Annotated in this window: 6 protein-coding genes; all 6 read left to right on the forward strand. The window is 36.0% G+C overall.

What is annotated here, in order from left to right; all coding sequences use genetic code 11:
• Positions 1-298: 298 nt before the first annotated feature.
• The 6 genes from AC5ZCW_RS10815 (at position 299) to AC5ZCW_RS10840 (ending at position 14,581) form a co-directional block, all read left to right on the forward strand.
• Complete coding sequence (locus AC5ZCW_RS10815; protein WP_496119712.1) at positions 299-2,485, forward strand: alpha-L-rhamnosidase-related protein; 2,187 nt, start codon at positions 299-301, stop codon at positions 2,483-2,485.
• 180 nt (positions 2,486-2,665) lie between these two features.
• On the forward strand, positions 2,666-4,342 hold the full coding sequence (locus AC5ZCW_RS10820; RefSeq protein ID WP_496119714.1) for a hypothetical protein: 1,677 nt from the start codon (positions 2,666-2,668) through the stop codon (positions 4,340-4,342).
• Positions 4,343-4,517: 175 nt separating this feature from the next.
• On the forward strand, positions 4,518-5,639 hold the full coding sequence (locus AC5ZCW_RS10825; protein ID WP_496119716.1) for a glycoside hydrolase family protein: 1,122 nt from the start codon (positions 4,518-4,520) through the stop codon (positions 5,637-5,639).
• A gap of 131 nt (positions 5,640-5,770) precedes the next feature.
• Positions 5,771-9,112, forward strand: coding sequence for a glycoside hydrolase family 2 TIM barrel-domain containing protein (locus AC5ZCW_RS10830; RefSeq protein WP_496119718.1), 3,342 nt, complete (start codon positions 5,771-5,773; stop codon positions 9,110-9,112).
• A gap of 274 nt (positions 9,113-9,386) precedes the next feature.
• The gene (locus AC5ZCW_RS10835) at positions 9,387-12,776 is read left to right on the forward strand and encodes a glycosyl hydrolase (RefSeq protein WP_496119720.1); all 3,390 of its coding nucleotides are present in this window, start codon (positions 9,387-9,389) and stop codon (positions 12,774-12,776) included.
• Positions 12,777-13,156: 380 nt separating this feature from the next.
• Entirely contained in the window at positions 13,157-14,581 is a 1,425-nt protein-coding gene (locus AC5ZCW_RS10840; protein WP_496119722.1) for a sialate O-acetylesterase, read from the forward strand.
• Positions 14,582-14,749 lie beyond the last annotated feature (168 nt).

Consider the following 14,749-nt stretch of genomic DNA (forward strand, 5'->3'; position numbering starts at 1 on the left):
CATTAACACATAGCTATGTATATGTATGCCAGTGAAACGCCTTTGTGTTCAAAGCAATTCTATGTTTCTATGTGTTTAGAAATAAAATCTGTTTTCATCCGCGTCTTCGCGATAGCGAATCCGTCTCATCCGCATCCCAAAATTCTAACATCATTTTTTTTAGTACTAAAAAAGTGATAAGTCATAATTTTTCCCTTAAAAATTTATCAAGAATCATAGTTTTTTATGAAATAACAGGATACTACAGGTTGTGAAATGTAAAAATAACACTTATCTTTAGTCCCAAAATAAACTGACTATGCTAAACCGCTTTTCCATTTTTAAGACTTTACTTTTTTTTGTTGCCCTTTTTTCTTGTTCGCTATCATCTGCACAAGAAAAAACAAAAGAAGCGACATGGATCTGGTATCCAGGAGATTTCGAAGTTTGGTTAAGCAATAAAATGCAAGTAAGACGTACAGAGCGTGAAGCAGTATTTCCTCCGCTTTGGCAATATTACAGTCCTTATGCTTTGGTCACTTTTCAGACAGAAGTAGAGATTCCAAAGCCAGACGAAGTGAAAATCTTTTCAGAAGGACCTTTTCAATTACTTTTAGATGGCGTTCAGATTTATGGACAGCCAAAATCAATATCAGTTCCTGCGGGAAAACACAAAATTTCCTTTAAAGTTTACAATCAGGAAGTATTGCCAGCTATTTTTATTAATGGAAAATACGTTAAATCTGATGCTTCTTGGAAAGTAACCAACGAAGATAAACTTTGGATTGATGAAACTGGAAAAGCGCAACAATCGGGTACACCTTGGGTTCCAGTTGGTTCTTGGAATTTTAATTCGCCAGAAAATAAACCTTCGGGTTTTAAACTAACAACTAAACCTTTAACTGCAAAGAAAACAGAGAAAATAGGAACTGGTCAACTAGTAGATTTTGGAAAAGAAACTTTCGGTTACATTAAAATACATGGTTTAAAAGGAAAAGGCAAATTAGCGCTTTATTATGGTGAATCTCGTGAAGAAGCTTTAGATTCTGCTAAATGTGAAACTTTAGATCATTTATCTTTTGAGGGAAAACAATCTGAAACTTATACACATGATGGCTCGAAAGCATTCCGCTATGTTCAGGTGCAAGCAGATGCAGGAGTAAAATACGATTCTATTTCGATGCTTTATGAATATTTGCCATTAGATTATCGTGGCTCATTCAAATCTTCGGATGAGCAATTGAATAAAATTTGGGATGTGTCGGCTTATACCATGCATTTAACTTCTCGTGAATTTTTCATAGATGGAATTAAACGTGACCGCTGGGTTTGGTCTGGTGATGCTTATCAGAGTTATTTAATGAATTATTATTTATTCTTTGATTCGGCTTCGGTAGAAAGAACATTGTTAGCACTTCGCGGAAAAGATCCTGTAACGGCTCACGTCAATATCATTATGGATTATTCGCTTTATTGGTTTGTTGGCGTTTACGATTATTACTTACATACAGGCGATACAAAATTCATCAAAACTTTTTATCCAAGAATGAAATCGCTTATGGATTTCTGTTTAGAAAGAAGAAACAAAAATGGATTCCTGGAACCATTAGAAGGCGATTGGGTTTTTATTGATTGGGCAGACGGACTTCCAAAAACGGGAGAAGTGAGTTTTGAGCAAATGCTTTTAGCAAGAAGTTTAGAAGCGATGGCTGTAAGTGCAGAAATTGCTGGTAAAACTGAGGACCAAAAACAATATCAAAAATTAGGAAATGATTTGAAAACGAAATTATTTGATGTGTTTTGGGATAAGAAAGAAAACGTGATGAAACACCAGCGTATCGACGGTAAAATTCAAAATATTGTAACTAGATATGCTAATATGTTCGGTATTTTCTTTAATTATTTTACTGAAGAACAAAAACAAAGCGTAAAAAATAAAGTGTTGCTGAATAAAGATGTTCTTCAAATTACAACGCCATACATGCGTTTTTACGAATTGGAAGCCTTGTGTGCAATGGGCGAACAGAATTATGTTTTAAAAGAAATGAAAAACTATTGGGGAGGAATGCTGAATGAAGGTGCAACCTCTTTCTGGGAAGAATACAATCCTAATAAAAAAGGAACGGAGCATTTAACGATGTACGGACGTCCTTACGGGAAAAGCCTTTGCCACGCTTGGGGAGCAAGTCCGATTTACTTATTAGGAAAATATTATTTGGGTGTAAAACCAACCGCTCCTGGTTATTCCCAATATGAAATTAAACCAAATTTAGGGGGGGTAAAATGGATGGAAGGAAAAGTGCCAACACCAAACGGAGAAGTTGCGGTGTATTGCAGTACCAAAGAAATCAAAGTAAAAGCTGGAGAAGGACAAGGAAAATTGATTATTGAAAGTGCAGTTAAGCCCAAAACAAACTCTGGAATGATAAAGGAATTATCAAAAAATAAATATCAGTTAATTGTAAAACCAAATGTAGAGTATAAAGTGAGTTATAAGGCGATTTGAGTCCTTAGTGATTAGTCCTTAGTAATTAGTTTTTAATCTACAACTTATAACGCTCAGTTTGTCATTTCGAGGAACGAGAAATCACACTAGAAATTCCGCAACAATTGTCGACAATCTTTATGGTTACGATTGCGATTTCTCCCTTCGGTCGAAATGACAAAACACAAAAAAATAAAACCAATGTTTTCAAAAAAGACAAAATACAACTTCAAATTAAAAACAGTTTTCTTAATGCTATTGGCTGTCTGCATCCAAGCCACAGCACAAACAACAGAATGGAAAACAGCCTCATTTGAAATTGTAAAATCAAAATACAAAACGTTCAAAACCACACAATACGCTCATGTATTTTCAGGAAGTAAACACAATATTGTTCGTTTAGCTCCAGAATTACAAGGTTTAACAGGAATTGAACTTCCTTTAGATAATTATAAAAACGGAACCAATGCTCCATTACAATTAAAATTTAAAGAACAAGTTCAGGTTTTGATTGGAGTTTTTCAAGAAAATAATTCAGATTATCTTCAAGCTGATAAGCTTCAAAATGCCAGATTAATTTTAGAAAACGGATTGACCATTACAGGTTTACCTCCAGTAAATATATATGCGATTTCTTTCTCAAAAGGAACTCAAACATTAAATTTTGGAAAAGGATTATTTGCAGTTTTAGGAGTTGTAAAAGCTTCTGAAAAACTAGAACCAAGAAATGCCAATTTCCCAGACGGAAAACTTTGGAACCCAACTTTTATCGTTGAAGGATTTTCAGATGAAAAACCACTTTTTGAAGTTATCGGTGGAGAAAATAAACCTGTAATTGATGAAGGAATGTCTGGAACAGAAGGAATTCAAGGAGGTTTTGAAGGCGGACGTGTAGTAAAAGTCGGAGATATGTATCATATGTTTCCAACTGAAAGAGCAGGAGAAAAAGGTGTTGATTATTATTACGATCGTGTAAAAACAAAAATCGGACATTGGACAAGTAAAGATGCAATCCATTGGAAAAGAGAATCAACTATTTACCAAGCAAGCGGAACTTATGCTGTTACAGAAGATGATAACCCAATGAATGATCGTCGTGCAGCTATTTGGTCTTATATGCCAATTTTCAACGAAAAAGCAAACAAATGGTATGGCTATTATTTGGCGTATACGGTAAGTAAAGAAATAGAACCAAATCATTCATTCGGAAGAATTTGGCGTTGTGAATCAACGGTTGATGGAATCAACGGAATTGGCGGACCTTACAAAGATATGGGAATCATCATGGAGCCCGGACTAGATTCTCAACCTTGGGAAGGGCGTCAGGGTGTGGCTTCCTTTTTCCCGTATAAAGTAGGCGATAAATACTTCGGATTTTACAGCGGTGCATATCCATTCAATTCATGGGCAGATTATCCGAAAAAATCAGGAAAGGGATGGTTTGTTGCATTAGCCGAATCTAAAAGTTTAGAAGGCCCTTGGTTGAGAATGAATAAAGGTTTGGAACCAATTAAGACCATGCATCCGTTATTCGTCGAAAACCCAATTGTAAGCCAATTACCAAACGGTCTGTACATCGCGATTTTCGACGGAGGCCCAGACGGTTGGGGACATCATTTGCCAAATATGATTGCGTATTCATTATCTGCAGACGGAATCAATTGGGCAGAAGCACATTATTTACCAATCGAAACCAAAGTCGATAAATGGTGGGATATTATGAGAACTCCACTTTGTTTAATTCCAGAAGGAAACGATGTGTACACAATCGTGTATAATGCCATCGACCTAAAAAGAAGATTTCATCCAACAGGAATGGTAAAAGTCAAACTGAATAAAGACGTTATGGAGTCTAAATTAAAAGAATTGAAGAAATAGAAGAGAGTGGGGAAGAAGAAAGATGCAAGATGCAAGATGCAAGATTTTAGAATATAGAGAATAGAAACTTTGCGACTCTGTGACCTTGCGAGATTGGATCGTTTGAAAACAAAAAAATAAAACTTAGTCCCGATAGCTATCGGGATAGCGCCTTAGTGGCAAAAAAAATATAAAAATGAAAATTAAATATCTAATCGTAGCCGTTTCAGCACTTGCTATAACCAGCTGTGCAACTAAATACAAGAAAAGAGAAATTACCGATAGCGTAATGCAGGAGATTTACGAGGAAATCAAAACGCCTTATAAATACGGTTTAGTGATGGTTCCTACCGACAACTCATACAAAATGGATTGTCCTAGTGTTTTTAGAAAAGATGGCAAATGGTACATGACGTATTTAATTTACGACGGAAGAGGTTATGAAACTTGGTTAGCAGAAAGTGACAATCTTTTAGATTGGAAACATCTAGGAAAAGTAATGTCATTTTCAGAAAATGAAAAACACTGGGATGTCAACCAAAAAGCAGGATATATTTCGTTGCAAGATCCAACTTGGGGCGGAAGCTACGAATGGGAAAAATACGATGACAAATACTGGATGAGTTATTTTGGCGGAGATAGTAAAGGTTATGAAGCTGGTGTTTTATCAATCGGAATGGCTTATACCAAAGAAGCACCAACAAAACCACACGAATTTCAAAGATTAGAAAATCCGGTTTTGACTCCAAAAGATAAAGACGCCAAATGGTGGGACAATAGTACGATGTATAAAAACAGTGTAATTCGTGATAAAGAGAAAGTTACAGGACACAATTTTATCATGTATTACAATGCCCGTGGCGATAGTATCAATCCTGCAAAAGGTGCTGAGCGTATTGCGATGGCAGTATCAAACGATATGAAAACATGGAAACGTTATGGCGATAAACCATTAATAAACCATCATAAAGGAATTTCCGGAGATGCTTATATTCAGCGTATTAATGATACTTGGGTAATGTTCTATTTCGGTGCTTTCTGGACAGGTTGGAATCAAGGTGCATTTAACCGTTTTGCCGTTTCAAATGATTTAGTAAACTGGACCGACTGGAAAGGAGATGATTTAGTAAAATCATCTGAGCCTTACGATGATTTGTTTGCGCATAAATCATTTGTAGTAAAACATGATGGCGTTGTCTATCATTTTTATTGTGCCGTTAACAAAGCTGAACAAAGAGGAATTGCCATTGCAACGTCTAAAGATTTAGGAAAAAGCAAATTGACTTTTGTGGCACCACCGGAGAAAAAGAAGAAATAATTATGAGTTATGAGTTATGAAATACCATAATACTTCCAACTGAAACGACTCCGTTAGGAGGCTCTCGTCGGTAGAAAAAAAATAGCGCATAGAAAATTTTGTCCCAGAGGGACAATTGAATCAAAATAATAATGAACAATAATATAAAACCAATGTTTACATCAAAATCAAAATACAATAATCCATTTTCCAGATTACGATTTTTGACGTATACATTTTACATTTTACTATTCACAACTTACACGCAGGCACAATCCGTAACAGGAGAACCAGCGGGAGTACCAGAATTGCATAAAAAATACGAATTTGCTCCTTGGGAAGATCCTACAATTACGAGTATTAATAGACAGCCGTCAAGAGCAACTGCTTATTCGTATGCAAGTGTAGAAGATGCTTTAAAAGGCGACAGAACCAAAAGCCGAATCCAAATGCTAAACGGCGATTGGAATTTTAAATATGCTGTAAATCTAAAAGAAGCCTCAAAAGATTTTTATAATAATACCGTTTCAGGTTGGGATAAAATCGAAGTGCCTTCAAACTGGGAAATGAAAGGATACGATAATCCAATTTACAAAAGTGCGGTTTATCCTTTTAGGCCTATAAATCCGCCTTACATTCCTAAAGATTATAACGGAGTTGGTTCTTACCAGAGAAGTTTTACGGTTCCGGAAAACTGGAAAGATATGACCGTGACTTTGCACTTTGGAGCCGTAAGTTCAGGTTTTGAAGTTTGGCTAAACGGAGAATTTTTAGGTTATGGCGAAGACAGTTTTCTGCCATCAGAATTTGATATTACACCTTATTTAAAAGCGGGAGAAAATGTAGTTTCTGTTCGTGTAATACGTTGGACAGATGGTTCTTATTTAGAAGATCAGGATCATTGGCGTATGAGTGGCATCCAGCGTGAAGTTTTCATTATGGCAGAGCCAAAACTGCGTATTCAGGATTTCTTTGTTCAGACTAAATTGGACAAACAATATACTGATGCGATTTTTAAATTGCGTCCGAAAGTAGAGAATTTAACTGGAGCAAAAATCAAAGATTATACGATGAATGTTCAATTGTATGATGGCAATAATACAGCCGTCTTCAAAGAACCGCTTCAAAGACCTGTGATCGATTTGATTAACGAAAGTTATCCTCGTTTGGATAATGTACGTTTCGGATTCTTCCAAGAAACCATCAAAAACCCAAAAAAATGGAGTTCAGAAGAGCCGAATTTGTATACGATGGTCATTTCTATAAAAGATAAAAACGGAAATGTTACCGAAGCCAAAAGCTGTAAAGTGGGTTTCCGTTCGATTGAATTCTCGAAAGAAAACGGAAAAATGCTCATCAACGGAAAAGAAACCTACGTTTATGGCGTAAACCGTCACGATCATCATCCAACAAGAGGAAAAGCCGTTACGAGAGAGGATATCAAACAAGATATTACTACAATAAAAAAGTTCAATTTCAATTTTATACGTACAAGCCATTATCCAAACGATCCCTATTTCTACGAATTATGCGATCAATACGGAATCATGGTAATGGATGAAGCCAATCAGGAAACACACGGAATAGGTGGAAAATTAAGCAATGATCCGCTTTGGACAAATGCTTATATGGAAAGAATGATCCGAATGGTTGAAAGAGATAAAAACCATCCGTCGGTTGTGATGTGGAGTTTAGGTAACGAAGGCGGAAAAGGTCCAAATCATGCTGCAATGTCGGGTTGGGTTCACGATTTCGACATTACACGTCCTGTTCATTATGAACCAGCGCAAGGAAATGCCAAATTAGACGGATATATCGATCCGCTTGATCCAGGATATCCAAAAACAATTGATCACGCTTATCGATTCGAAAATCCGCAGGATGATTCATATGTCGATATGGTCAGCCGTTTTTATCCGGGCGTTTTCACACCGAAATTTTTAGTAGATCAAAAGAAAGATACTCGTCCGATTATTTTCGTTGAATATTCGCATGCGATGGGGAATTCGGTTGGAAATTTAAAAGAATTATGGGATGAATTTCGTTCGCTTCCAAGAGTCATTGGAGGTTGTATTTGGGAATTTAAAGATCAGGGAATCTTGAAATTTGATTCGAGATCAGGGCAGAATTATTTTGCTCATGGAGGAGATTTTGGAGAGAAATATCATGACGGAAACTTCAATACAAAAGGAATTGTAGATTCTAACGGAAAACCAAAAGGTTCTATTTTTGAAAACAAATGGGTGTATCAGCCAGCGATTTCGACTTTAAAAGGAAATCAATTAGAAATTAAAAATCGTCAGGCCGTTAAATCTTTAGAAGATTATATTCCGGTTTTAAAGGTGTTGGAAAACGGAAACGTAATTAAAACTCAGGTTTTAAAACCGTTTAAAGTAGAAGCAGGACAATCAACAGCATTAGACATCAGTTCTTATCTTCCAAAAATGAAAGCTGATGCCGAATATATTTTAAATATAGAATTCCAGCTTTCAAAAGATGAATTATGGGCTTCAAAAGGTTACGCTGTCGCGGAAGATCAATTTCTGCTGAAAAAGAAAGAGGCTGTTTCGCTAGAATCTAAAAAAGAAACGCTGAACGTTTCTGAATCAGATTCAGATTTTAAAATCAAAGGAAAAACATTTGATATTACGATTGGAAAGACAAATGGCGCTTTGAGTTCGTATATTTTTAACGGAGAAGAACAAGTTTTTGCACCGCTATTACCAAACTTCGTAAGACCGCTTACAGATAACGATAAACGCGGATGGAAATCGCAAAAGTTGTTGAAACAATGGTACAAAGCAAAACCGAAATTGGTTAATATTAAAATTGACAAATCAGCTTCAGAAATCAAAATTACAAGCGATTATGAAGTCATAAAAGACAGTGCGAACGTAAAAGTAGTTTACAACATTTTACCAAACGGACTAATAAAAGTAGATTACAGCTTAAAAGCTTCAAACAAATTGCCAAATATTCCAAAAATTGGAATGCAGATGGGAGTTCAGAGAAAATTCGATCAGATTTCATGGTACGGAAAAGGAGAACTGGAAAATTACAGCGACAGAAGCTTTGGTTCGTTTGTTGGGAAATATTCGCTTCCAATAAATGATTTTATCGAACATTATCCAAAACCGCAAGAAAACGGAAACCGATGTGATGTAAGGTGGATGGCATTAAGCACTCCACAGAAAAGCAACGGATTTTTAGTAGTAAACGATACCAAAGTTTTAAGCATGAGCGCATGGCCGTATACACAGGAAAACTTAAGTTCAGCAGGTCATACATACGATTTGAAAGATCCAGGATTCTTGACTGTAAACATCGATTTAATTCAAATGGGAGTAGGAGGAAACGACAGTTGGACGATTGTAGCACAGCCATTGGAACAATATCAGATTAAATCTGGAAATTATGAGTATAGTTTTTATTTGACGCCTTTCAGCGGTTCAAAAAATCAATTGGAAAGTAGTTTGAAGAAGTTTAAATATTAGGACTTGATAATTGATAATTGATAATTGATAATTTTAAAATTAAGAACTAAAAGTTTAAGGTACAGTTTGTCATTTCGAGGGACGAGAAATCTTCGCAAGAAACTCTACAAAGGTGATCCACCATATGGAGCTACTCACGAAGATTTCTCCTTACGTCGAAATGACAAAAAAGACGAAAAAAAGTAAAAAATCTGCCAAATCTGCCAAATCTGCGAGAGTAAATTTTTCTCGCAGATTTGGCAGATAAAACAGATTATAAAAAAAACAAAGAATAATGTTTCAAAAAAAACACGTCTTTTTTATTCTTCTTTTAGCGAGCATCGTCTCTGCACAAGAAGTCCATAAAAAAGAAACCTCTTTTCAGCCAACATTGGAATCCTCTAGACCTTGGGTGTATTGGTATTGGATGAAATCGGCGTATTCTAAAGCAGGAATTACAGCCGATTTAGAAGCTATGAAACAAGCTGAGATTGCAGGTGCTTATTTAATGACCATAAAAGGGCCAGCCAATCCGCCATTAATAGATCCGCCGGTTTTACAGTTGACGCCTGAATTTTGGGATATGATTCATTGGGCATTCAAAGAAGCAGATCGTTTAGGGGTAAAACTAGCTTTTCACGGAGCTGACGGATTTGCCGTTGCTGGTGGGCCTTGGATTACACCAGAAATGTCTATGCAAAAAGTAGTCTGGTCAACGACTGAAATTTCAGGTGGAAAAAAAGTGGCGCTGAAATTGCCAGTTCCAACACATTATAAAGACTATTATAAAGACATTGCCACTTTTGCTATTCCGATAAAAGAATATCAAATTACTTCGCAGGTGCAACTGCCAAAAGTGACAACATCAAACAATACCGATGCATCTTTTTTGGCTAATCCTAAAAAAGATGAAAATTTCAAGTTTGCAGATGCAGGTTGGATTCAGTATGAATTTGACCAGCCTTTTACCTGCAAATCTATTGTAATTGAAACCAAAGGAAGAGATTTTCAGGCACAACGGCTTATTGTAGAAGTGAGCGATGACGGAATTAATTTTAGATTTCACGAAAGAATGATCGCACCACGCCACGGTTGGCAGGATATGGATTTCCCCAATACACATACTATTACGCCAGTTACAGCAAAATATTTCCGATTTGTGTATGATCCAAAAGGAACAGAACCTGGAGCAGAAGATTTGGATTTTGCGAAATGGAAACAGAATCTGAAAGTGAGTAAAATTACACTTTCGAATCAATCACTGATTAATAATTACGAAGGGAAATCAGGCGCAATCTGGCGTTTGACTCCACAAACTACTGAAAAAGAAATTCCAAATTCTGATGCATTCAAAAAATCAGAGATTATCAATATTTCCAATTTTGTTGATGCCGATGGAAACCTGAATTGGAAAGCGCCAAAAGGAAAATGGAAAATCATCCGAATGGGACATACTTCGACTGGACATGAAAATGCAACTGGCGGAGCAGGAAAAGGATTGGAAGTTGATAAATTTAATACGGAATTAATTCGTTTTCAATTGGATCATTGGTTTGGAGAAGCCGTTCGTTCTGCTGGGCCAGAATTGGCTTCGAAAGTTCTTGAAATCCTTCATTTTGACAGCTGGGAATGTGGAAGCCAAAACTGGTCTTCGGTTTTTGAGGCTGAATTTAAAAAGAGACGTGGTTATGATATTGTAGAATATCTTCCCATTATGGCCGGAATTCCAGTAGAAAGTACCGATTTTTCAGAGAAAGTTTTATACGATATTAGAAAAACAATCGCCGATTTAGTTGCCGATAATTTCTATGGTACGATTGCTCAGATTGCTAAAGAATATAATGTTAAGCTGAGTGCAGAAAATGTAGCGCCAGTTGTTACAAGTGACGCATTACTTCATTATAAATATGTTGATTATCCAAGTGGAGAGTTTTGGCTAAAAAGCCCAACACACGACAAACCTTTTGATATGGTCGATGCTATTTCTGGCGGACATATTTACGGAAAAGATATTATTCAAGCAGAATCTTTTACAGCTTTGCGAATGGATTGGGATGAACATCCAGGAAATCTAAAAACCACTGCAGATCGTAATTATGCTTTAGGAATCAACCGTCTATTCTATCACGTTTTTGTGCATAATCCGTGGACGGACAGAAAACCCGGAATGACTTTAGACGATATCGGAACTTTTTTCCAAAGAGATCAAACATGGTGGAAACCCGGAAAAGCTTGGTTTGATTATTGTCAAAGAGTGCAGTTTCAGTTGCAAAAAGGAAAACCTGTAATTGACTTGGCGGTTTTTATTGGTGAAGATTTTCCTTCCCGTTCTTTTGTTCCAGATCGTTTAGTGCCGTTTATTCCGAATGTGTTTGGTGCAGCAAGACTTGAAAGCGAGAAAATTCGTTTAGAAAATGAAGGTCAGCCAACGGCAAAAATGCCAAAAGAAGTGACTTATTCTAAAAATATAACCGATTTATCACAATGGATTAATCCGCTAAATGGTTATCAATATGATTCATTTAATGCCGATGTTTTAATTAATCGTGCTAAAGTTCAGAACGGTAAAGTAACATTTGATGGTGGAATTGAATATGGAGCTTTATTCTTTCCAGGAAGTCATAAAATGGCACCAAATAAGATGCTTTCTTTGGCTTCTGCTGAAAAAATCCTGCAGTTGTTAGAAGATGGAGCAACGATTTTTGTAGATGAAAAACCAAACCTTCAGCCAGGAATTCAATCAGAAACCAATCAAAAGAAATGGCAGAATGTAATTGATGAAATCTGGAATAACACCAATTCCTCCACATGGAAAATCGGAAAAGGAACGGTTGTCAAATTACCGTATTTAGGAAATGATTTTGCTTCCATCGGAATTACTCAGGATATTTATTTTCCTAATTTAAATAGAGCCGATTCAGAAACATTGGCTTGGGCACATCGTAAATCGGATACTGAAGATATTTATTTTATTTCCAATCAAAAAGCAGAAAAAAGAACATTTGATGCTTCTTTCAGAATTTTAGGAAAAGTACCGCAATGGTACAATCCTGTAACAGATCAAACTTCGGCTTTAGCCAATTGGAAGATAGAAAACGGAAGAACAATTGTTTCGATAAGTTTAGATGCGAACGAATCTGGTTTTGTGATTTTTAAAGAGAAAACAAAAGAAGTTTTAGCACAAGGAAAATCATCTGAATTTGAAAAAGTACAAACTTTAGATGAAAACTGGGAATTGCAATTTGATCCTGAATTTAAAGGCGCAAAAGAAGTGGTTAAAACAAACAAACTTTTTGATTGGAGTACTTCTGAAAATGATCAAATTAAGTATTATTCAGGAACCGTAGTTTATAAAAAAGAGTTTGTCTGGAAAGGAAAAAGCACAGATAAAATCTGGCTGGATTTAGGCGAAATTGCCAATATTGCTGAAATCAAGATTAATGGAAAAGATTGCGGAACGCTTTGGACTTTCCCTTTCAAAACAGACATTTCAAAAGCTTTGCAAAAAGGAAAAAATACGATAGAAATAAAAGTTACAAATACGTGGGCAAATAGATTAATCGGCGATCAAAAATTGCCAAAAGAAGAAAGATTAACCTGGACAACAGCACCATTTCGTTTGGAAGGCGAACCATTGTTAAAAGCAGGGTTATTTGGGCCGGTTATAATTTTACAGGAGAAATAAATGTTAGCCACAGATTAAAATGATTAAAAAAGGATTATTTAATCTGTGATAAAAGAAGAGTTATATGAATTGCCTCCAGCTTTAGCTGGAGGTTTAGAAGAAAATAAGAATTGGGCTTTAGCCAAACTAATTATTTGGCTAAAGCCCTAAAAATGCAAATATTTTATAACCTCCAGCTAAAGCTGGTGGCAATTGAAAAAGCAAGTGACAGATTATAATGATTAACATAGATTAGATATTAGCGAGAATCCGTGAGATAATGAACAGACAAAACAATTCACGAATTATTTTTAGAATAAGAATTGTGGAAAATTCGTGAATTCGTGGCGAAAAAAAAATCTTTCTAATCCTTTTAATCTGTGACAAAAAAAAAACAAAAAATGAAAAAATCAATTATTGCATTATTAACGATTTTAGCAAGTTATCAAATCAATGCCAAAATCAAATTGCCAGCATTATTCTCTGATAACATGATGTTACAGCAAAAATCCAATGCGCCAATTTGGGGCTGGGCAGAAAAGAACGCCAACATAGTAATCAAAACTTCGTGGGATTCTAAAACCTATAAAGTAAAAGCAGACAATTCTGGAAAATGGAAAACAGAATTAAAAACGGTTTCTTTTGGTGGGCCATACACGATTGAAGTATCGGAAGGAAACGAAAAAGTAACCATCAAAAATGTTTTGTTGGGAGAAGTCTGGCTTTGTTCAGGGCAATCGAATATGGAGATGCCATTGAAAGGATTTCAAGGACAACCCGTTAAAAACGGAAATGAAATCATAGTAAGATCAACCAATAAAAACATTCGTTTAATCACAATTCCAAGAGCAACAGTTTTGGAACCTTTACAAGATTTTGAAGGAAAATGGGAAGAAGCTTCTCCTAAATCGACGTCTAATTTTAGTGCGACGGCTTGGTATTTTGGGTCGCTTTTGCAGGAAGTTTTAAATGTTCCTGTGGGATTAATTCATGTTTCTTACGGAGGTTCGAGCATGGAAGCTTGGATGAATCAGGAAATGCTGAAAGATTTTGCAAGCGCTAAAATTCCGACTACAAAAGAAGAATTGGCAAAAGATCCAAATCGTGTTCCGACGACTTTGTTTAACGGCATGCTTTCGCCTGTAATTGGTTACGGAATTAAAGGCTGTATTTGGTACCAAGGAGAATCGAATTATGAAAGAGCATCTGAATATACTGCTTTGATGAAGAAAATGGTCAGCAGTTGGAGAACATTGTGGAATCAAGGAGATTTTCCTTTTTATTTCGCTCAAATCGCACCGTTTAATTATGCTTCCTTTCATCCAAAAGATTATCAGGAAAAATACAATTCAGCTTACGTCAGAGAAGCGCAGTTTAAGGCTTCGAAGGAAATTCCGAATGCAGCAATGGCAGTTTTAATGGACGTTGGCGAAGAAAATAATATTCACCCAATGGATAAAGAAAAAGGAGGAAATCGATTGGCATTTCAGGCTTTGGCAAGAACGTACGGAATTGAAGGTTTCGAATTCGAAAGTCCGAAATACAAATCGATGGAGATAAAAGACGGTGCTGTAACGGTCTCTTTTGATGATGTTGCAAATGGAATTACATCTTATGACAAAGAGGTTTTAGGTTTTGAAATAGCAGGAGCAGACAAAGTTTTCTATCCAGCAAAAACTGTGGTAAGAAGAAAATCAGTGGTTCTGACTTCTGATAAAGTAAAGAATCCAGTTGCAGTTCGCTATTTATGGAAAGATTTCGCTAAAGCAGAATTGTTTAGTGCAGGAGGTTTGCCGGTTTCTTCGTTTAGAACAGACGAATGGTAATTATGAATTATGAGTTATGAGTTTTGGCGTCTAGTTTGTCATTTCTGTAAAGGTTAGATATTTCGGTAACAAAATTTAAATTTAATAAATTTTGTTACGATGAGAAATAATAGTCAAGATTGTACATTAGAGAGGAACTATTTAGAGAAGTATCGTTTCTTAATAAAA

The sequence above is a fragment of the Flavobacterium sp. PLA-DH12 genome, assembly GCF_059511845.1.